This is a genomic window from Bacillus cereus group sp. N21 (genome assembly GCF_016483395.1).
Taxonomy (GTDB): Bacteria; Bacillota; Bacilli; order Bacillales; family Bacillaceae_G; genus Bacillus_A; species Bacillus_A pseudomycoides.
Genome location: NZ_JAEHBX010000031.1, coordinates 1 through 19,868, shown reverse-complemented (window position 1 = coordinate 19,868; position 19,868 = coordinate 1). Strand labels below are relative to the sequence as shown.

Genomic DNA, 19,868 nt, shown 5'->3' with positions numbered 1-19,868 from the left:
TTTATGGTTCAAAAAATAGCAAAAGAATGTTTAGCGGGTTTTACCGTGGCGATTGTTGCACTGCCGCTCGCAATTGCATTTGGGATTGCCGCAACGGGGACATCTGAAGGAGCGTTAGTCGGATTGTATGGTGCGATTTTTGCGGGATTATTTGCAGCGCTGTTTGGTGGCACAGCAGGGCAAGTAACAGGTCCTACAGGTCCAATTACGGTGATTGCGACAGGAGTTATCGCAACTCATGGACTCGAAGCAAGTTTTATCGCATTTATGATGGCCGGGTTGTTTCAAATTTTATTTGGTGTATGTAAGCTTGGAGCTTATATACGTTATATTCCATATTCCGTTGTTTCAGGGTTTATGAATGGAATTGCACTTATCATTATTTTAGGTGAAATGAAGCATGTAAAGAATAGCTTTTTACTTGTTCTGTTAACAATTCTCGTTATGCTTGTTGCAGGGAAGTGGATTAAAGCGATTCCGGCGAGTCTAATTGCGTTAGTTGGAGTTACGGCAACATTGCCATTATTTTCTCATGTATTACAAGGACTTACGATTCAATTACCTTTTGTGGGAACGATTCCTCTAAACAAGATGATTGAAAAAATTGGAGCAATTCCAGAAGCAATACCTTCTCTTCATGTACCATCTTTTAGTGGATCAGTAGTGCTTGAACTTATTTTTCCAGCACTTAGTATCGCATTATTAGGATCAATTGACTCTTTATTAACATCTGTTGTGATGGATAACGTAACAGGTACGCGCCATAAAAGTAATAAAGAATTGATTGGCCAAGGGTTAGGGAATATCATGAGTGGATTGTTTGGCGGATTAGCAGGAGCAGGAGCAACTGTAAGATCGATTGTGAATATAAGAAGTGGCGGGAAAACAGCATTGTCAGCTTGTATGCATAGCATCATTTTATTTATTTTCATTATTGGACTTGGTGCGGTTGTACAATATATTCCACTTGCAGTACTATCGGGTATTTTAATTTTAACAGGTATCGGAATGTTTGATTGGGATAGCATGAAAAAGATGCATGTAGCCCCAAAAGGTGATACTGTCGTTATGTTTTTAACAATGGTGATTACAGTGAAATTTGATTTAATGATTGCGGTTGCGTTTGGCATAGTGCTTTCCTTCATTTTATATATAGTGCAATGTAAAGAACGAAAAGCTTCTATTGTAAAAGAAGAAGGGGAAGATGCATTGTATATGATTCGGGGGCCGCTTTCCTTTCTATCTGTTGACCGTATTTTCTCTTCTTTGCAAGAAGTCAAATCTCATTTGACATTACGTTTGAATGATGTGCATTATATGGATACTTCGGGAGCGATGGCGCTATTAAACTTTGTGGATCATACGGAGAAAATGGGTGCAAGTGTAACGCTTGAGCATTTACAGCCGCATGTTGAACAGACGCTGCTAAGTTTGGCAAATGATGAACAAAGAAAAAAGTTACAAATGGTGAACGAAAAGTAGAATTGAAATGATGAAAAGCAGCATCCACATAATTGGATGCTGCTTGTAGCGTTTTCTTAATCTGCTTTTAAATCAACAATGACATAGGCTAATATTACGACAAAGAAAATACTAACAGCTGGTGCGGTTAATACATGTCCAGCCGTAAAGGCAATACCTAGTGCTAATACTAGCACACTGGCAAGGAGCATATATCTTACAGTTATAATGGATTTGAAATTCGTAATGACGCGAATGAATAATCGAATGCCAAAATAAACAAATGGTAACAGATAAAGCAGAAAACCAATGATTCCAAATGAAAAGAATAAATCATGAAAGTCCATTTCAATTAGTTTAACTGCATCTTTATCTTTATAGTTTCCTGCGTATCCCATACCGAATAACTTTTGTGATGTAGGGGCTTCTTTATAGTATTGTTTATACACTTGTAAGAATTTATCACGGTCACTATAAATTAAACTATTCATTTCTCCACTTGTTAATTTTCCTTCTGCACGTCTTTTTGCTTCTTCAGGATCCTCTGTAATTACTTTCCCTTCTTTTCTTGCTTGTTCTTCGCTTGCTAATTTTTTATCTTCATATATTTGTAAATGAATGCCCATATTTTTTGCAATAGGAGTAAGTGGTGTGACTGCCAATAAACCACCTAGTACAACAAGAGCAACAAAGGTATTAACAAGATGTGTAATTCCTTTACCTACTTTTTTACGTTGCATCATATATTCAATAATAGAAAAGAGAAGTGCAACGCCTAGTGTAAGGATAATTGCTCCATAGCCCACTTTTGTTCCGACCATAATACTGGCATACATCGCTAAAATTGTTGGAATCCAGTAGTATACTTTAGAAAAAGAAGTTGTTTTCTGTACAGAGTAGAGTACAACCATTGGGAACGTGATTGCTAAAATAGAACTCAATTCATTTCCCGCGAAGAACCATCCTCTAGAGCCGGTTTTTTCGTATGAATAACTTGAGAAATCTGTTCCGGATGCTATAGATACAATCATAACTATACTTACAATTAACGATGCATATAAGAAATATGTAATGAGTTTATCAGAAGCATACTGTTTATCTTTTAGTTCTTTAAATACAAGAATATACCCAAACAATAAAACGATTGGATATGTACTTTTCAAAATGAATTTAATTTCCTCGCCAAAAGAAACGGGGTGCTTGACGATCATATTGTTTACAAGTCCAGCAGCAAGTACGATACCGAGCAAGACTAGATAGAAAATATATTTCTTATTACCAGGTTGTTTCCAATTAAAAAGTAGATATCCTAAAGCGAGAGTCATAAAGGCAAATCTTACTACAATTCCGACTGTCGCACTCATGTGTAATGTGTAGATAGAGAAAGATGTTAATAAATCTAAAACTGGTTGCAACACGATGAATAGTAACAGGAAATGTGGGAAGTAGTTATTCGTTTGTTTCAACTTGTTAACCATGTTTTCCTCCATTTCTTCATTTTCGCATGATTGGATGAACGAATTTCTATGTCCATTTGATACATCAACATAAGAATACACCATTTTATTATAATGGTAAATAGACGAGGATATGTGGCAAATCTCTTGAAAAGAAGTTATTTTCTTTCATTCATAATAGGGAATATGTAAATTTTCGAGTTTATTAGACAGAAAATTACGAAAAAAGAAGGATTTTACACATCTTTTCTTTAATTATATAAGTATAATCTTTAAGGAAGAAAGAGGGATATATAATGGAAGTAAAAAGTAAAGCCGAGTCTGTAGTTGTGAAATATGAAGGACGAGTAGCAACGATTATGATGAATCGCCCGGAAGTATTAAATGCATTAGATGAGCCTACGCTCAAAGAATTGTTAGCAAAGCTGAAAGAAGTAGCTGAGAGTTCCGTTCATATTGTCGTATTATGCGGGAATGGACGTGGTTTTTCTGCGGGTGGAGACATTAAATCTATGCTTTCTAGTAATGATGAAAGCAAATTTGAAAGTATCATGAATACCATTTCTGAAATTGTTGTAACGTTATATACAATGCCAAAACTTGTGATCAGTGCAATTCATGGCCCAACTGCGGGGCTTGGTTTAAGTATTGCGTTAACAGCTGATTATGTATTGGCAGACATTTCATCTATCATTGCGATGAATTTTATTGGAATCGCTTTAATACCAGACGGCGGGGGGCATTTCTTCTTACAAAAACGTCTCGGTGAAAATATGGCAAAACAAATCATTTGGGAAGGTAAAAAGTTACCAGCAACAGAAGCGCTAGAGCTTGGATTAATTGACGAAGTTATCGGAGAAAACTTCCAAGGTGCTGTAAAACAAAAAATAAATGAATGGCTTCAAAAACCAATTAAATCCATGATTCAAACGAAACAAATTTTATGCGAAGTCAATCGCTCAAGCTTAGAACAAACGCTTCAGCTTGAAAAGCGCGGACAATACGAAATGAGAAGAACAGCTGACCATAAAGAAGGAATTACTGCATTTTTAGAAAAACGTCCGCCTGCGTTTAAAGGGGAATAAAAAAAGAAAAAGTGTTAACACATCCTAAGTGTTAGCACTTTTTTAAGTAATGAGGGAAAAGATGAAAAGAAAAGTTATAGTTATTATCGGTTTATTTATGCTAATCTATTTTGCTCTACATAGCACACCAACGCTTGCTGTTCGCACGGCGTTATTTTTTGAGGGCCATCCTAAGGTTGCTACAGGGGGAGAAATTACGAAGGAAAGAAATATAGAGAAAGAAGCACTTCCTGTAGCTTATCAAACATTGTATGGAACAGAAAATAACGAACCAGATCATTACTTCTTTCCTCAAGTACAAGCTCATGGAACGGGGATTGATATGATGAGTGCGTGTGTGAAAAAGAAATGGTTTTTCTATAAAGCAGAGCTAGGATGCTACTAAATATGGAAAGAAGATATGCTATAGTATAAGTATGATATTTTGGTGGAGGTAGAACTATGTCAACTTATAATAAACTAGTTAGAGATCTCGTTCCAGAAAAGATTTTAATGTCTGGAAAAACATATACTTCAAAAAAATTAACTGGTCAAGCATACATACAAGCATTAGCGAAAATCGGAACAGAGGAAATTCGTGAATTCGCCTCAATGAAAGAACGTGAACACGCATTAGATTCACTGGCTGATGCACTAGAAGTCATCATCTCACTAGCCCGTGCAGAAGGCGCAACATTTGAAGATATTGAGCGTCTTCGTAAGCAAAAAGAAGAAGAACGCGGTGGGTTCCAAAGAGGGATTTACTTGCTGGATGTTTCGGAGGAGTAGTTAACTGTGAATTATATAGAGATATAAAACCTTTCTGTTTTTGGGTGGAAGAGAGGATTCGTCCATGCGTAGAAGCGGACTCGGCTTTTTTCTGCCCCGTGCTGGGTTTGAAACAAAGGGAGAGAATGAGAGTAAAACGTTCTCTTTTGGCGTACAAAACAACAAACAATAAGCTAAATGGGTTACGAAATCGCAAATGATTTCGTAACCCATTTAGCTTGTTGATATATAAGTATTTTTGGCACTCTAGCAAGCCAATTCGCATAAGAAAACGCAAGTAAATTATCATGGGAGAATGAGACTTATTTTCCCCATATTTTTTTAAACGACTTAGCATATGTTATTACAAGTACAGATTGTACAATTAGAAATAGTGATGCAGTCAATGTTTTTACATTATGGTCCAATGCACCTAATACTCCTATAATTAAGCCAATTAAGATAAAAAGTACACTTAGGAAAGGCGTAACTTTCATTAATATTTCAAACTTTTTATTCATAGAATGACCTCCTATTTTCTGTGGATTTTAACTATTATATAGGATTTATTATAAAATTAAAATATTTAAATTATATGTAAATCGCCTATCTAAATTTAAAGGCCTTTAATTTTGTATCTGAATGAGAGGTGTCGGATTGCACCAAAAGTTTTTTGCTCTTAACAGAGTCATTTTTGGGGGAGCATTGTTTTTAATAAAGAATGATTGAATTCCCTCCCTATATAAGTAAATAACGAGGGGCTTCTGAAAAACATCTACTGTTATTCTCCTGAATCCTCTTCAAAAACGTCTCTTGTATATAATAACTATACATTATATACAAGAAGAAAGGTGCACGTAATTGGTAATTACATTAATTTATGTATATTAAACCAATTTTATTTATTCTTTCCTATTTTAAGGTGTAAAGAGAGTCCGTCCATGCGTAGAAGCGGTCAGTGCCTTTTTCTGCCCCATACCGGGTTTAAAACAAAGGGAGAGAATGAGAGGAGGTCTCTTTTTGTTTTCATAGCAGCGACTGATATATTGGGAAATCAATATATATAGTGAAAAACCGATATAAACCCTTTCTTTTTTGGGGTGGGAGAGAGGATCCATGTATATGCGGAAGTGGAAAGAAATATAAAAAATGTTGTTTAAAATAAAGGCTATATAGGAGAAACGCCATCTATAAGTGGTGGTTTTCTAATGATTCCTGTATACTGAATATTAGAAAAATGAAGTGGAGGAACCTACATTGGCACATCATGCAAAAGAAACAATGGAACTTATTAAACAGCTTGTTTCCATCCCAAGTCCATCTGGAAATACAGGTAAAATCATTAACTTTATTGAAAACTATGTAAAAGAGTGGAATGTAGAAACGAAGCGTAACAATAAAGGTGCGCTTATTTTGACGTTAAAAGGGAAAAACGTTGATCAGCATCGTTTACTAACTGCTCACGTTGATACTTTAGGTGCAATGGTAAAAGAAATTAAATCTGACGGTCGCCTTCGCCTATCCATGATTGGCGGGTTTCGCTGGAACTCTGTTGAAGGAGAATATTGCGAAATCGAAACAGCGAGCGGAAAAACATATACGGGTACAATTTTAATGCACCAAACATCTGTCCATGTATACAAAGACGCAGGTGAAGCAAAACGTGATGAAAAAAATATTGAAGTTCGTATCGATGAGCGCGTATCTTCAGCAGATGAAGTTCGTGAACTAGGAATCGAAGTAGGGGACTTTGTCTCATTCGACCCACGTGTCCAAATTACAGAGAGCGGCTACATAAAATCACGTCACCTAGACGACAAAGTAAGCGTGGCAATTCTACTAAAATTAATTAAAAGATTACAAGATGAAAACATTACATTGCCATACACAACACATTTCTTAATCTCTAATAATGAAGAAATCGGGTATGGTGGTAATTCCAACATCCCAGAAGAAACAGTAGAATACTTAGCTGTCGACATGGGAGCATTAGGAGATGGTCAAGCATCAGATGAATACACAGTATCCATCTGTGCGAAAGACTCTAGCGGCCCATACCACTACGGTTTACGCAAGCATTTAGTGGAACTTGCGAAAGCAAACAACATTGAATATAAAGTAGATATTTACCCATACTACGGATCAGATGCATCCGCAGCAATCCGCGCAGGATTTGATGTGAAACACGCGCTAATTGGAGCAGGAATTGATTCTTCTCATGCATTTGAGCGTACACATGAGAGTTCGATTGCACATACAGAGGCGCTTGTGTTTGCTTATGTGCTATCGGATTTAATAGAAGAATAGAAGAGGAATGCTTTTCTGAAGGAGTGATTGGTAGTTGTATACCAATCACTTTTTTTATTCCGCTATTCGCGGGCAGTAAGACTCCCGCTTCGAAATTCAGCAAAAGCAAAGAGGATAGGTGAGTGTGATTAAAGTTTCACTTTATTTGAATCATATGATATCATTTAACTTTATTAAAAGAGTATGTGAGCGATTGTAAGGAGTTGGGAATACGAACTAATTCCTAGAAATAAAATGCTCTTTAATAAGTAAAGAATCCGATGAAAAGGACTAATAAAAAGAGACAAACTTGCCTCGGCTTATTCGTCCCTTTTTCATATATTTCATGTTATATGGTGCTACTGAGAATGATAAGGAAGAACAATTTAAAATGATAAAGGATGCGAACAGATTGAATAATCACAGCACAACACCGGCATTTATATATACGTATGCATTCCGCGAGGATGAACGATCTTTATGTTATATGGAGATGCGCTCTCTTTTTGGAGTTGAGTCTCATGTTAACATTTTGAAAAGTAATGTTAAAATTGAGCCGAGCCGAAGTCCGTTTATGAAAGAACGAATCGAAGTGATGTATGAAGGAGACGACTTGGCAAATATTTTAGAACAAGTAGAACAAATTGATTTGGCAGGAGCTACATTCAAAGTTATTTTTGTTAAAATTAATGACCTCAATGAATCGAACAAGATAGAATACGGACAGAGGCGTGTAATTGAGAGAGAAATCGGCATGCAGATTGAAGGGGAAGCGGACGTGCATCATCCAGAGCGTGTATTTGGAATTGTTCCTCTTGGTGGTCGTTGGTATTTTGGAGAATATATTGAAAGTGAAGCTGTTTGGTATCATCACGTGAAAAAACCACGCAGCTATTCTACGTCACTTAGCACACGTGTTGCGAGAGCTGTTGCGAATATCGCTGTGCCAAATCCTGATGGAGTCAAAGCGATTGACCCGTGTTGTGGTATAGGAACGGTACTGGTAGAGGCACTGTCCATGGGAATTGACATCGTGGGCCGGGATATAAATCCTCTTGTTGTAATTGGATCTAGAGAGAATATTGCGCATTTTGGATTTGAAGGAGACGTAACGGTAGGGCCGATTGCGGATGTCACAACTAATTACGATGTAGCAATTATCGATATGCCGTACAATTTATTTACACATGCGACACCAGAAGATCAATTCTCAATTCTTACACATGCGCGTCGTTTTGCGAAAAAAGTAATTGTTGTAACCATTGAGACAATGGATCACATGATTAAAGAAGCTGGATTTGAAATTACAGACCGCTGTATAGCGAAAAAAGGGACATTTTCTAGGGAAATTCTTGTTTGTGAATAGGGGAAGTCTTTTGTAATGAAAAAAGGAAAGTGATTGGTATATATGCCAATCACTTTTTTCTTTATCACTCAAAGGAATTGTTTAATTGTAGAAACTACACTGCGAATGCGACAAAATACAACGCCATCCTGTTCGTTTCGAAAGGTACCAGAGATATTTTCCTTTACCTTGGCCATTCGCAAGTCACGCTCTGCTTGATTGTTGCCAAACGGACAAACGCATTCCGAATATGGTGAGAAACGGTCGATATATTTGAAAAATCGCCGATATATTTGAAAGAACAGTCGATATCGTTTTATCGATGAATCATAATAGATTACTTTTCTTTGAGTTCTTCTTGCTTTGCAGCTAATAAATTACGTAAAACATGCCCTCGATAGCTCTCTAACTTCCGTCCTTCAAAATAACGAACTCCTAATTTTTTCAGTTCAGCTACGTACCATCCTTTTGTTCCAAAATACATGGAGATCACTTCCTTTTTTTGCTTTTAAACAGTATATGTTTTAGAATTGATAAATTTCGTTTTCAATACTATATAACTGAATTTAAAATAAATGTTGAATATTCAGTCTATTTGTATTATTATTAGTTTATCATCGGATGACAGTGATTAGCCTCTCTGCATGCCCGGATATGATTTCGTTCAATTTAATCGAGGATGATTGGCTTCTTTCCACTTGAACTTCCTTAGCAGGAAGACGAGCCATAAGGATAGAGACAGTAAAATCCAATGTAACTTTGTACATTGTTTTTCTGGCTCTTTTTATTGTTCCTATTTATAGGAGGATTTTAAGAAAGCGTTATCAATAATGGGGATATTTCAATCTTATGTATGCTCACTTTAAGAAAAGGATTTATGAAAATAAATACTTATAGGTTGGTGATCTTTTTGGCGAAAGAAAAACAAGAATTGCAAAAAGACTTAAAAACCAGACATATCACGATGATTTCAATTGGTGGGGTAATCGGGGGCGGATTATTTGTAGGAAGTGGGACAATTATTCAATCAACCGGTCCAGCGGCCATTTTGTCCTATATCATTGGCGCTTTAATGGTTGTACTTGTGATGCGGATGCTCGGGGAGATGGCTGCGGTAAACCCTGATAGTGGTTCATTCTCAACATATGCACATAAGGCAATTGGACCTTGGGCAGGGTACACAATCGGTTGGTTATACTGGTTCAATTGGCTCATCATTATCGCAATCGAAGCGGTATTGTTAGGAGTGATGATCAATAATTGGTTTCCTTCCATACCAACATGGATAGCGAGTTTGTTCGTGATTATCATGATGACAATGACAAATGTTTATTCAGTGAAGTTATATGGGGAGTTTGAATATTGGTTAGCGTTTATTAAAGTTGTAGCGATTCTAGCATTTTTAGTTTTAGGAGTTTCTATGATTTTTGGACTTGTGCCTAATGTAGATAGACCGGATCTTTCAATGATCTCTGAAAACGGGGGCTTTTTTCCAAAAGGAATTATGCCAGTATTACTTAGCGTTGTGTTTATTTCTTTCTCTTTATCGGGGAGTGAAGTAGCGGCGATTGCGGCCGGAGAGTCTGATAATCCAGAGAAGAATGTAATAAGAGCGATTAACAGTGTTGTATGGCGTCTTATGATTTTCTTTGTAGGGTCTGTATCGATTTTGGTCATTTTTATGCCGTGGAACAATGCAGAATTATTGAAATTGCCGTATGCAAGTTTATTTCAGATGGCAGGAATCCCTGCGGCTGCGGAAATCATGAATGGGGTTGTATTTCTGTCGCTCCTTTCGGTTATGAATTCCGGAATATACACGAGTTCTCGTATGTTATTTTCACTTGCGAAAAAGGGAGACGCTCCTTTTATTTTTTCAAAGTTAAACAGTAGAGGGACACCAGTTTGGGCGATCTATGCAAGTATCATCTTCGCATTCATTTGCGCCATGCTAAAGTTTATATCTCCTGATAAACTATTTGCTTTTTTAGCGAATAGCTCAGGCGGCGTTACGATGCTGATGTATATGTTCGTTGCCGTTTCTCATATCAGGTTGAGAAGAAAAGCTGAAAGAGAAGATCCAGGGAAACTAAAGGTGAAAATGTGGTTATTCCCTTATCTCACATATGCAACACTTGCGATGATCATTACGATATTTGTTGCACAAGCGTTTATAGCGGATATGCGTATGCAATTTTATATGACGATGTTAGCAACTGCCGTAGTAATCGCAATCTATTTCCTAAGAGATAGAAATAAGCGAGTGCCAATAAAAGAAGATTTTACGATTATACAAGATTCGAAAGTTAGTTTAGAGAAGGAGTAAGAAAGGGGTATGTTCCATGTTAAAAGAAAAACAAAATATTGTAACGACAAAATCTAATAGTCTACATGAGAGAAGAAACAATGCAGTGCCTGGGGGTCCTTATAATATTACGCAGTTATATGTCGGGTCGGCAAAAGGGGCAATCATTACGGATGTAAATGGTAACGAATTAATAGATTTTGCAGGCGGGATTGGTATGCAAAATGTCGGGCATTGTCATCCGAAAGTAGTACAAGCCATTCAAAGCCAAGTGGAATCTTCTATTCATAGTTGTTTTCATGTAGCGCCGTATGAAAGCTATATTGAGTTGGCTGAGAGATTGAATGAATTAACGCCAGGAGATTTTAAGAAAAAAACAATGTTTGCAAATAGCGGGGCTGAAGCGGTAGAGAACGCTGTAAAAATCGCTAGGAAAGCGACTGGGCGCAGTGCCATCGTTTCATTTGAGCGTGCATATCATGGGCGGACACTTCTGACAATGTCTCTTACGAGTAAGGTAAAACCTTATAAGCATGGATTTGGTCCATTTGCATCAGATGTATACAAGCTGCCTTATCCGTATTATTACCGCGCGGAAGACGGCATGACGAAAGAAGAAGTAGATGGGCAAATTTTAGCGTATTTCGAGCGTTTTATGTTAGAGGAAGTGGCAAGTGATAATATCGCTGCCATTATTTTGGAACCGCTTCAAGGGGAAGGTGGATTTATTGTTCCAAGTGCAACGTTTATACAAGGCGTCAGAAACCTTTGTGATAAATATGGAATTATCATGATTGCTGATGAAATTCAAACGGGTTTTGCTCGTACAGGAAATTTGTTCGCAATGGATCATTTTGGCGTTGCTCCTGATTTAATGACATTTTCAAAATCCATTGCTGCAGGTATGCCGCTTAGCGCAGTGACAGGAAGAGCGGAATTGATGGATGCACCTGGGCCGGGACAACTTGGCGGCACTTTTTCGGGAAGCCCGGTTGCTTGCGCAGCTGCACTCGCTGTTTTAGATGTAATAGAAGAAGAGCAGTTAGTAGAACGTGCTAGAGTAATCGGGAATCGGATGATGGAAGTATTTAATGGCTGGAAAGAGAAGTACGAATGTATTGGAGATGTGAGAGGCCTTGGAGCTATGACGGCGATCGAACTTGTAAAGGATCGAAATACGAAAGAGCCAGCAACAGAAGAAGTAAAAGCGATTATGCAAGAAACACATAACAAAGGTGTAATCACAATAAGCGCTGGTATTTATGGTAATGTCCTTCGTTTCTTACCGCCGCTTGTTATCACAGATGAACAGCTGGAGGAAGGTCTTCATATTCTTGAAACGGCAATTGCGAAACTATCAAAATAGGAAACGATGATGGAGGCAGAGAAATGAGGTTTTTAAATTATATAAACGGCCAGTGGAAAGAGCCATCTGCGAATCAATATTCGAAAAATTACAATCCGCATAACGGAGACGTGTTGGGAGAATTTCCACTAAGCTCAAGAGAGGATACACAATCCGCGATTGCATCCGCGAAAGAAGCGTTTCAAAGTTGGCAAGGATTATCATTTCATGAGCGTGCTAGCTATTTGTGGAAAGCAGCCGCAATTTTAAAAGAACGAGTGACGGAAATCGGTCAAGATTTAACAAGTGAAGAAGGAAAGACACTTGCCGAAGGAATCGGCGAGACGAAGCGAGCAATCAGCATTTTGGAATACTATGCGGGGGAAGCAAATCAGCCGGTAGGGGAAATGATCCCTTCTGCAAATCCGAAAACAATGCTCTATAGTAAGCGCGTCGCGGTTGGACCAGTCGGACTCATTACACCATGGAATTTCCCAATTGCGATTCCAGCATGGAAAATGGCGCCAGCACTTATTTATGGAAATACGGTTGTCATTAAACCTGCTGAAATTACACCAAAATCCGTGTATCATCTTGTGAATGCTTTTCACGAGGCAGGAATTCCTGCTGGGGTTATCAATTGTGTTTTTGGAAAAGGCTCAGTCGTTGGAACGGAATTAACAGAAAATCCTGATATAAAAGCGATATCCTTTACTGGTTCGAATAGCGTCGGAAAAACCATTCAACAAACGGCGATTGCAAGCGGGAAAAAGGTGCAATTAGAAATGGGAGGAAAAAACCCATTAGTCGTATTAAAGGATGCCGATACCCAGAAGACAGTCGATATTGCGATAAGAGGTGCATTCATGTCAACAGGACAAAAATGCACAGCGACAAGCAGAGTGATTATTGAAGATGAAATTTATGAGGAATTTCGTAATCAACTCCTGTTACGCACAGAAGCTCTTAAAGTTGGAAATCCATTAGAAAATGCTACGTTTATGGGGCCGTGCGTATCCGAGAACCAGCAGCACTCTGTTTTATCGATGATTGAAGCAGGAAAGAAAGAGGCTTCTTTACTTTGCGGAGGTAGTGCACCAGAAGAAGATGAGTTAAAACAAGGATATTATGTTTTACCGACTATTTTTGAAGACGTACCGCAAGATGCACGAATTGCGAAAGAAGAAATCTTCGGTCCTGTTATCTGTTTGTTTAAGGTGAACAATTATCAAGAAGCGATTCATTTAGCGAACGATACAGAATACGGACTGAGTGCATCTGTTTGTACAAATAATCTCAGCCTGGCCCAGCAGTTTATTGACGATATGGAGGTTGGGATGGTTCATGTCAACTCAGAAACGGCAGGAGCAGAGCCACAAGTTCCGTTTGGCGGAATGAAAAATTCTAGTGCAGGACCACGTGAACAAGGAAAAACAGCTGCAGAATTTTATACACGAGTGAAGACAGTATATATCGATCAAGTATAAGTTATAAAATGGGGGATGAACATGCGTAAAGGTACTTTTTTCATGGCAGGACACTCAAGACTTCCGAAAGGGATGGCTGTACGGAGTGTCTATGAAACATTAACAATTACAATAGAGGCAGATCACAAATATCACGTTATTATTGAAGCGTCATGTACCCTTGCTACTGAACATGGAAGAGACTTTATTGCTCAAATGTTAAGAGGACATAGTTTACGAGATGGCATTGAAGAGATCACGCAAGAAATCTCGTATCACTATCAAGGAAAAGCACAAAATGCGATTATTAGTGCGGTAAAAGATTTGTATCGCCAATATACAAGCTATGTAAACGGCGAAAAGCCACAAGAAGAATATGAAGAAACAAATCTATAACAAACTGCCTAGTTTATTACGCTTTACTTTCTAAAGAGCATTCATAAACAAGAGCCAGTTATATTTCAGCTTATTTGATGAGCGAAATATAACTGGCTTTTTTATTTTTATCTAATGAGGAGGAAAGAATATGTCAAAATCAAACGAAGATGTAAAACAAAAAAGAGGGTGCGCGAAAAATGATGTAGTGAAAACTTGTAATATGTGTAAAGTATGTGGGCGGAAGAAGGAAAATGAAAAGCATATGTTAAAAGAAGGCTCTTTAAAATGAGAAAATTATAATAAATAAATATAGTGTCAGCTCTTACCGCTTCATATACAATAAAAGTAGGATTGCTCTTCTACTAAAGAGCACTTTTCAGAAGGAGGGAATGACTTGGAGAAAATGAAAGTAGAGTTTGAAGTGAAAGGATTCGGTGAAGAAGATCTAGTAAATGTTGATGGTGCTTTTAAAAGTATTGAAATTGCAAGAGTAAATGGCTTATCAAAAGATACGACATTAGGTGAGTTGGAATCAATTTTAAATGCTATGTTTGATGAAGTTGAAAAAAATTATGAAAATCCACCACAATTCACTGGAAGAATTACGATTCGAGCAAAGAAAGAGAATGCTGAAATTAAGTATTATGGCTAACTCTAACTGCATGGAAATAAATAATAAAAACATATTGACAGTATAAATATTTTGAATTATCATTTAATTATAAAGTGATAAGATCCATATGAGAAATTAGCCTTCTCTATATCCGATCTTCATTTTCTATTTTGCACATATTTTCATAAAAAAACTGTCTATTATTACTGTACTTTAAGAGATTAAAGAACACTCGTAATTTAAAGCCAGTTGTACGTTTTCTACGATTTGTATTGTAGATGCGTATGACTGGCTTTTTCGTTTTATTTAAACTAAAGGAGGAAATAACATGTCAGTGATTACAGAGCAAGTAGTGAAGATGAAATTTGCGAAGAAATATGAGGGCTATGAAATTGTTCCTCATCCAGAACATAAACGTTTGTATCATATTGTGTTAGATCAGCAATTGCTTCAGCAATTTTTCGCAGAGGTAAAAGAACATTCGGAGCAATCCTTACAATATATTCCGTATTCTCGCTTTATCCTCGCTGATCAAATGAAAAAATTCTTTGGTGAATCGTTTATGGAAAATGTTCGCGGTATTATTCACGACCGGGAAACAGGCGGGTTTACAATTGGTGTACAAGGCGAAACGATAGATGCAGGAGACTATGTGAAATTTGCAACGGCATTAACACATTTAATTGGTACACCTAACTTTGATGCAATGACAGGAACGTACTACGCGAGATTTAATGTGAAAGATACAGATGGCAGTGATTCTTACCTTCGCCAAGCATATCGATTATTCACGCTTCATACAGACGGGACATTTGTTGACGAACCGACAGATTGGCTCCTTATGATGAAATTTGAGGAAAAGAATGCGGTAGGGGGTGAATCACGTTTACTTCATTTAGATGATTGGGAAGAGCTTGAGAAGTTTCGAAAGCATCCACTCGCATCTGTCAAAGTCACATACAAAGCACCTCCAAGTAAAAATGCGCAGGAAATCGTCTACCGTGAAACATTTTTTGATGTAAACAATGCACCGTGTATTTGTTTTATTGATCAATTCGCTTATCCAGATAATATTGAACAGGCAACATATTTGAAGGAATTATCACACTCTGTGGAGAACTCTCCAGCAACGCACGCATTAAAATTACCAGTTGGAGATCTCGTTCTATTAAACAATCTCTTTTGGATGCACGGGCGCGCTCCTTTTGAGAAAAACAAAGATTTATATCGAGAGCTTATGCGCCAGCGCGGCTGTTTTTCTAAATAATACATGTGGCGGGTCTTTCAACAAGGCCTGCCTTTCCTAATATAGGGGATACAGACATAAGGGGGAAGTTAAATGTATGATTTTCTAATTATCGGCGGAGGAATTGTCGGCCTTTCAACTGGAATGGCCTTAACGAAAAAATTTCCTCATGCCAAAATCGCAGTCATCGAAAAAGAGGACGAACTTGCGCATCATCAAACAGGACATAATAGCGGTGTCATTCATTCCGGTATTTATTATAAACCGGGCAGCTATAAAGCGAAATTTGCGAAAGAAGGAAACGCAGCGATGGTGGAGTTCTGCAAAGAAAATGGCATTGCCTATGACATGTGCGGCAAGGTGATCGTGGCGACAGAAAAAGAAGAAATTCCTCTTTTACATAATCTGTATGAAAGAGGCCTGCAAAATGGGTTACATATTTCGAAAATCGACAAAGGAGAACTAGCGGAAATCGAGCCTCATGTAAAAGGATTAGGAGCTATTCGCGTTCCTTCCTGCGGCATCGCCGATTATAAAGGAGTCAGTCATACATTTGCACGTTTTATAGAGGAAAGCGGAGGAGAAGTACACTTAGGCACAAAGGCAGAACAAATTTTTGAACACAAAGATTTCGTTACAATCGAAACAAACAAAGGTGCCTTTGAAACGAAATTTCTCATTAACTGCGCCGGACTACATAGCGACCGAATCGCCAAAAAAACAGGAATACTAACAGACATGAAAATCGTCCCGTTCCGAGGCGAATATTATGAACTCGTTCCAGAAAAGCGCCACCTTGTAAAACACTTAATCTATCCTGTTCCAAACCCAGACTTCCCATTCTTAGGCGTTCACTTTACACGAATGATAAATGGGGACGTACATGCAGGGCCAAATGCAGTACTAAGTTTCAAGCGCGAAGGCTACACAAAAAAAGACTTTAACATAAAAGACTTCATGGAAACAATGACATACGCCGGCTTTTGGAAAATGGCAATGCCAAACATGAAAGAAGGCATGAAGGAAATGATTCGTTCTTTCAGTAAACAATCTTTTCTCAAAAGCTTGCAGCGCTTAATACCAGAGCTCACAGAGAAAGATATCGTTCCAACCCATGCTGGTGTAAGAGCCCAAGCCATTTTATCCAACGGAAATATGGTAGATGACTTCTGTATTATCCCGGGCATAAACTCTATGCATATTTGCAATGCCCCGTCTCCAGCGGCAACGGCGAGTTTGAAGATTGGGGAGGAGATTGTAGGGAAGGTGCCGGATGTGATTTTGGACCGAATTTCCTTGTCGAAAGCTACTTTTTGAGGTAGCTTTTTATTTTTTTTTGGTAAATAACGAAATTTATTGAATTACGGATATATGTTGAGAAACAATCGATATATTTGGAAAATAACTGATATAGGAGAAGAATACTCAATATTTCGGTATGAAATAGGAGGTATACGGGTATTTCCGAAATATTTATAGGGCGTATTTTCTTGTGTGAAAGCGCTTTATCACTTAACTTACACTACATGTCGTTAGACAAGGAATTGATTTTATGAAACAATAATATCAGGTAAGGAGAGGGTGCTTTTCCTTAAGTGCTTCGTATTGAATTTATTCTATAAGAGAAGGTGTGCTTAATGATTTTAAATTAAATAAGGAGCTGTTTTTATTATATGCAACAAAAAAATGATTTAGATTTTGGACCTCAAGATGTGAATATTGTTAATCCTAAACAAGCGAGGAAAGCTGTTGTTGCTACTGGCATTGGGAATGCAATGGAGTGGTTTGACTTTGGCTTATATGCGTATTTAGCGGTTACTTTAAGTCAATTATTCTTCTCGGGTGTCCACAATAGTGGTCTCCAACTTGTACTTACATTCGGTACATTTGCTGCCGCCTTTCTAGTTCGACCAATTGGAGGTATTTTCTTTGGTAGAATTGGTGATAAATATGGTCGAAAGATTGTTTTAAGTACGACTATTATTTTAATGGCGCTTTCTACATTATTCATCGCACTGCTGCCAACTTATGAACAAATTGGTATTTGGGCACCGATACTATTATTAGTTGCTCGAATGATTCAAGGTTTTTCCACAGGAGGCGAATATTCAGGTGCAATGGTTTATATCGCAGAATCTTCTCCAGATAAAAAGCGTGGTATACTCGGTAGTGGTCTTGAAATTGGAACACTCTCAGGTTACATTGCTGCTTCGGTAATCGTTACCATTTTGACGTTATTGTTAACAGATGAACAAATGCTTAGTTGGGGATGGCGTATTCCTTTCTTAATTGCTGCACCAATTGGTTTGGTCGGTTTATATTTACGCCGTCATTTAGACGAATCTCCAATCTTTCAAAAGATGGAAAAAGCACAAGAGGAATCTGAAGACAATGAACAAATTCCGTTTATCGATATTTTAAAATATCATAAAAAGGACTTCCTGCTTAGCACAGTAATTGTTGCCTTCTTTAATATTACTAACTATATGATCCTTTCTTTTATCCCTTCTTATCTAACACAAATATTAAAAATCAAAGAAACAACTGGTTTAATCATCATTTCAATTACGATGGCACTTATGATTCCATTGGCGCTTTACTTTGGTAAATTAAGTGATAAGGTTGGCAATAAACGTGTAGTACAATTTGGTTTACTTGGTTTAACATTATGTTCAATTCCAGCATTTTTACTAATAGGTAATGGGCATATTGCAGCCGTTTTTGCGGGTATTCTTGTTTTAGGTTTCTTCCTTAGTGTTTATGAAGGAACACTGCCTTCGTTGTTACCAGCTCTCTTTTTCACAGATGTACGTTATCGTGCACTTTCTATATCCTTTAATATTTCTGTATCCATATTTGGTGGTACAACACCACTTGTATGTTCATACTTAGTTCATGCTACTGGTAATGCTCTAGCACCAGCATTTTATTTAACAGGTATAAGCTTAATTGGATTAGTTGTATTTAGTTTACTATTTGTTACCACATCAGGGCGTGCATTAAAAGGCTCTTATCCTACCGTAGAAACGAAAAAAGAGGCACATCAAATAGCTAAGCAAGACCCTGAAGAAACACTTTGGTGGCATGAAGAATCTTTAGAAATTGAAGCAGAGAGACAATCGTAATAATGATTGTTTGAATTTTCAATATAAAAAAGCCTCCTGTTAAAGGAGGCCGCTGAATGCAAAACAAGAAAGGTGATTTTTCGTTCAATTTGGAACGGAAAATCACCTTTTTCTTTATTCTGTTTCATTTTGTTTCGTTCATTTTAATTATATGAAATTTTTTGTTTGATTCTGTTGTTCAGCTTAAAATGTATACTCTCTAAATGGAAAAAGATGAGTATAATCAAATTGTGTAGAAAAATGTGAAATTTGAAAGGGAGGGGATAGTGATGCAGTTAGAACAACAGGATTTGTTTAAAGGGGAAAGAGTTGTTATGGAGCGAAAAGCGAATGCAATGATTGATTTTAAAGAATTTGGTATGAAAAAATCAAATATAGCCCTTTTAGAAAACAGGAAGCGATTGGCGGAAAGTTATATGTAACGAACTATCGGCTTATTTTCAAATCACATTCTATAAATCGTGTAAGGGCTATGTACAGTATCCTACTATCTACTATTCAATTTGTTAAGGACGATTCTTTTCTTGTAGGGGTTCTGCCGCATACCCATCAAACTAAGATTTTAAAATACCATGCCCATCAACCTAATATTTTGGAGTACCCCAAAACAAAAATTTTATCTCACTACAGTTGTCTATGAGAATTCAGTTCATTTTTTTGTTTTAGGGAACAATTAATTTCCAATACATGTCTTAATGCGAAAATGTGATATTTCGTTCTCTATATGTAATATTGCATATAAATATATATTGATATAAATGTAAGCGCTTACTATAATAAGAGTATAAAGATTTACCACATCTTAATACTCAAAAAAGAGGAGGAAATAATATGGCAATCGCAATGGCAGTTGTATCATTCTTAGGTGGAATCATCCCATTAGTAGGAGAACTTTTAAAAGCAGTAATGTAAGTTCAATATCTTACTATACAAAAAAAGAGGAGGAAATAATATGGCAATCGCAATGGCAGTTGTATCATTCTTAGGTGGAATCATCCCATTAGTAGGA

General features: G+C 37.3%; 20 protein-coding genes. 17 read left to right on the top strand and 3 right to left on the bottom strand.

What is annotated here, in order from left to right; translation table 11 throughout:
* Positions 1-3: 3 nt before the first annotated feature.
* A complete protein-coding gene (locus tag JDS96_RS17485; protein WP_003195526.1) occupies positions 4-1,482 on the top strand; it encodes a SulP family inorganic anion transporter in 1,479 nt (492 codons plus the stop codon).
* A 56-nt stretch (positions 1,483-1,538) separates the two neighbouring features.
* Here the strand turns inward: JDS96_RS17485 and JDS96_RS17480 are convergent, their stop codons facing one another.
* Positions 1,539-2,939 carry an O-antigen ligase family protein gene (locus JDS96_RS17480; RefSeq protein WP_199667582.1) on the bottom strand — a complete coding sequence of 467 codons (1,401 nt, stop codon included), beginning with the start codon at positions 2,937-2,939 and terminating at the stop codon, positions 1,539-1,541.
* A gap of 275 nt (positions 2,940-3,214) precedes the next feature.
* On the opposite strand from JDS96_RS17480, the gene JDS96_RS17475 reads away from it, so the two are divergent.
* The 3 genes from JDS96_RS17475 to JDS96_RS17465 all read left to right on the top strand — a co-directional run bounded on the left by JDS96_RS17475 (position 3,215) and on the right by JDS96_RS17465 (position 4,771).
* Positions 3,215-4,003 (top strand): enoyl-CoA hydratase, encoded by a 789-nt coding sequence (locus JDS96_RS17475; RefSeq protein WP_003195529.1) that lies wholly within the window; start codon positions 3,215-3,217, stop codon positions 4,001-4,003.
* 61 nt (positions 4,004-4,064) lie between these two features.
* A complete protein-coding gene (locus JDS96_RS17470; RefSeq protein WP_098101221.1) occupies positions 4,065-4,388 on the top strand; it encodes a hypothetical protein in 324 nt (107 codons plus the stop codon).
* 56 nt (positions 4,389-4,444) lie between these two features.
* Complete coding sequence (locus JDS96_RS17465) at positions 4,445-4,771, top strand: nucleoside triphosphate pyrophosphohydrolase (RefSeq protein WP_003195533.1); 327 nt, start codon at positions 4,445-4,447, stop codon at positions 4,769-4,771.
* 302 nt (positions 4,772-5,073) lie between these two features.
* Here JDS96_RS17465 and JDS96_RS17460 read toward each other — a convergent pair whose 3' ends face one another.
* Entirely contained in the window at positions 5,074-5,271 is a 198-nt protein-coding gene (locus tag JDS96_RS17460) for a hypothetical protein (RefSeq protein WP_003206043.1), read from the bottom strand.
* A gap of 545 nt (positions 5,272-5,816) precedes the next feature.
* Between JDS96_RS17460 and JDS96_RS33280 the strand changes: the two genes are divergently transcribed.
* From JDS96_RS33280 to JDS96_RS17445, 3 genes are all read left to right on the top strand, one after another.
* On the top strand, positions 5,817-5,915 hold the full coding sequence (locus JDS96_RS33280; protein WP_199667581.1) for an SEC-C metal-binding domain-containing protein: 99 nt from the start codon (positions 5,817-5,819) through the stop codon (positions 5,913-5,915).
* A 92-nt stretch (positions 5,916-6,007) separates the two neighbouring features.
* Positions 6,008-7,057 (top strand): M42 family metallopeptidase, encoded by a 1,050-nt coding sequence (locus JDS96_RS17450; protein ID WP_199667580.1) that lies wholly within the window; start codon positions 6,008-6,010, stop codon positions 7,055-7,057.
* A 391-nt stretch (positions 7,058-7,448) separates the two neighbouring features.
* Entirely contained in the window at positions 7,449-8,402 is a 954-nt protein-coding gene (locus JDS96_RS17445) for a TRM11 family SAM-dependent methyltransferase (protein WP_033796971.1), read from the top strand.
* Positions 8,403-8,718: 316 nt separating this feature from the next.
* Here JDS96_RS17445 and JDS96_RS17440 read toward each other — a convergent pair whose 3' ends face one another.
* The gene (locus JDS96_RS17440) at positions 8,719-8,865 is read right to left on the bottom strand and encodes a YflJ family protein (RefSeq protein ID WP_006093693.1); all 147 of its coding nucleotides are present in this window, start codon (positions 8,863-8,865) and stop codon (positions 8,719-8,721) included.
* Between the two features lie 393 nt (positions 8,866-9,258).
* On the opposite strand from JDS96_RS17440, the gene JDS96_RS17435 reads away from it, so the two are divergent.
* The 10 genes from JDS96_RS17435 to JDS96_RS17390 all read left to right on the top strand — a co-directional run bounded on the left by JDS96_RS17435 (position 9,259) and on the right by JDS96_RS17390 (position 19,281).
* The gene (locus JDS96_RS17435; RefSeq protein WP_033794534.1) at positions 9,259-10,707 is read left to right on the top strand and encodes an amino acid permease; all 1,449 of its coding nucleotides are present in this window, start codon (positions 9,259-9,261) and stop codon (positions 10,705-10,707) included.
* A 16-nt stretch (positions 10,708-10,723) separates the two neighbouring features.
* On the top strand, positions 10,724-12,052 hold the full coding sequence (gene gabT / locus JDS96_RS17430; RefSeq protein ID WP_199667579.1) for a 4-aminobutyrate--2-oxoglutarate transaminase: 1,329 nt from the start codon (positions 10,724-10,726) through the stop codon (positions 12,050-12,052).
* Between the two features lie 23 nt (positions 12,053-12,075).
* Complete coding sequence (locus JDS96_RS17425; protein ID WP_003195551.1) at positions 12,076-13,518, top strand: aldehyde dehydrogenase family protein; 1,443 nt, start codon at positions 12,076-12,078, stop codon at positions 13,516-13,518.
* Positions 13,519-13,539: 21 nt separating this feature from the next.
* Positions 13,540-13,893, top strand: coding sequence for a DUF3870 domain-containing protein (locus JDS96_RS17420; RefSeq protein ID WP_003206024.1), 354 nt, complete (start codon positions 13,540-13,542; stop codon positions 13,891-13,893).
* A 130-nt stretch (positions 13,894-14,023) separates the two neighbouring features.
* Positions 14,024-14,164, top strand: coding sequence for a hypothetical protein (locus JDS96_RS17415; RefSeq protein ID WP_003206022.1), 141 nt, complete (start codon positions 14,024-14,026; stop codon positions 14,162-14,164).
* Positions 14,165-14,269: 105 nt separating this feature from the next.
* Complete coding sequence (locus JDS96_RS17410) at positions 14,270-14,527, top strand: hypothetical protein (RefSeq protein ID WP_018767088.1); 258 nt, start codon at positions 14,270-14,272, stop codon at positions 14,525-14,527.
* 289 nt (positions 14,528-14,816) lie between these two features.
* Positions 14,817-15,755, top strand: a complete 939-nt coding sequence (gene glaH / locus JDS96_RS17405; RefSeq protein ID WP_199667578.1) for a glutarate dioxygenase GlaH — start codon at positions 14,817-14,819, stop codon at positions 15,753-15,755.
* Positions 15,756-15,827: 72 nt separating this feature from the next.
* Positions 15,828-17,051 (top strand): L-2-hydroxyglutarate oxidase, encoded by a 1,224-nt coding sequence (gene lhgO, locus JDS96_RS17400; RefSeq protein WP_199667577.1) that lies wholly within the window; start codon positions 15,828-15,830, stop codon positions 17,049-17,051.
* A 356-nt stretch (positions 17,052-17,407) separates the two neighbouring features.
* Complete coding sequence (locus JDS96_RS17395; RefSeq protein ID WP_018767091.1) at positions 17,408-18,859, top strand: MFS transporter; 1,452 nt, start codon at positions 17,408-17,410, stop codon at positions 18,857-18,859.
* A gap of 269 nt (positions 18,860-19,128) precedes the next feature.
* Positions 19,129-19,281 carry a hypothetical protein gene (locus tag JDS96_RS17390; protein WP_199667576.1) on the top strand — a complete coding sequence of 51 codons (153 nt, stop codon included), beginning with the start codon at positions 19,129-19,131 and terminating at the stop codon, positions 19,279-19,281.
* Positions 19,282-19,868 lie beyond the last annotated feature (587 nt).

Coding starts and splice junctions, on each gene's coding strand:
- JDS96_RS17485 (WP_003195526.1), top strand. CDS start 4: ATGGTTCAAAAAATAGCAAAAGAATGTTTAGCGGGTTTTACCGTGGCG.
- JDS96_RS17480 (WP_199667582.1), bottom strand. CDS start 2,939: ATGGTTAACAAGTTGAAACAAACGAATAACTACTTCCCACATTTCCTG.
- JDS96_RS17475 (WP_003195529.1), top strand. CDS start 3,215: ATGGAAGTAAAAAGTAAAGCCGAGTCTGTAGTTGTGAAATATGAAGGA.
- JDS96_RS17470 (WP_098101221.1), top strand. CDS start 4,065: ATGAAAAGAAAAGTTATAGTTATTATCGGTTTATTTATGCTAATCTAT.
- JDS96_RS17465 (WP_003195533.1), top strand. CDS start 4,445: ATGTCAACTTATAATAAACTAGTTAGAGATCTCGTTCCAGAAAAGATT.
- JDS96_RS17460 (WP_003206043.1), bottom strand. CDS start 5,271: ATGAATAAAAAGTTTGAAATATTAATGAAAGTTACGCCTTTCCTAAGT.
- JDS96_RS17440 (WP_006093693.1), bottom strand. CDS start 8,865: ATGTATTTTGGAACAAAAGGATGGTACGTAGCTGAACTGAAAAAATTA.
- JDS96_RS17435 (WP_033794534.1), top strand. CDS start 9,259: ATGAAAATAAATACTTATAGGTTGGTGATCTTTTTGGCGAAAGAAAAA.
- gabT (WP_199667579.1), top strand. CDS start 10,724: ATGTTAAAAGAAAAACAAAATATTGTAACGACAAAATCTAATAGTCTA.
- JDS96_RS17425 (WP_003195551.1), top strand. CDS start 12,076: ATGAGGTTTTTAAATTATATAAACGGCCAGTGGAAAGAGCCATCTGCG.
- JDS96_RS17420 (WP_003206024.1), top strand. CDS start 13,540: ATGCGTAAAGGTACTTTTTTCATGGCAGGACACTCAAGACTTCCGAAA.
- JDS96_RS17415 (WP_003206022.1), top strand. CDS start 14,024: ATGTCAAAATCAAACGAAGATGTAAAACAAAAAAGAGGGTGCGCGAAA.
- glaH (WP_199667578.1), top strand. CDS start 14,817: ATGTCAGTGATTACAGAGCAAGTAGTGAAGATGAAATTTGCGAAGAAA.
- lhgO (WP_199667577.1), top strand. CDS start 15,828: ATGTATGATTTTCTAATTATCGGCGGAGGAATTGTCGGCCTTTCAACT.
- JDS96_RS17395 (WP_018767091.1), top strand. CDS start 17,408: ATGCAACAAAAAAATGATTTAGATTTTGGACCTCAAGATGTGAATATT.
- JDS96_RS17390 (WP_199667576.1), top strand. CDS start 19,129: ATGCAGTTAGAACAACAGGATTTGTTTAAAGGGGAAAGAGTTGTTATG.